This window comes from Streptomyces niveiscabiei (assembly GCF_001419795.1).
GTDB classification, from domain to species: Bacteria; Actinomycetota; Actinomycetes; order Streptomycetales; family Streptomycetaceae; genus Streptomyces; species Streptomyces niveiscabiei.
The window spans coordinates 206-457 of the sequence record NZ_LIRL01000867.1 but is presented as its reverse complement, the minus strand read 5'-3'; the positions used below and the strand labels follow the sequence as shown (position 1 = coordinate 457).

The window sequence follows — 252 nt, the reverse complement described above, 5'->3', positions numbered from 1 at the left end:
GCGCCTCGTGCGCATCCCGGGCTCAATGTCACCGTCGTGCGGCCCGCCACGCTCGTGGGGGGTACCGACACCGCCCTCACCCGGTACTTCGAGTCGCCCCGGCTCCTCGTCGTCGCCGGGTCCCGGCCCGCCTGGCAGTTCTGCCACGTCGACGATCTGTGCGCGGCTCTGGAGTACGCCGTTCTGGAGAAGGTCGAGGGGGAGCTTGCCGTCGGGTGTGACGGGTGGCTCGAACAGGAGGAGGTCGAGGAG

At 70.6% G+C, this 252-nt stretch carries 1 pseudogene; it reads left to right on the top strand.

Features of this window, described 5'->3' with window-relative positions:
• Positions 1-252 (top strand): annotated as a pseudogene (locus tag AOK24_RS51550) (NAD-dependent dehydratase); the annotation flags it as partial.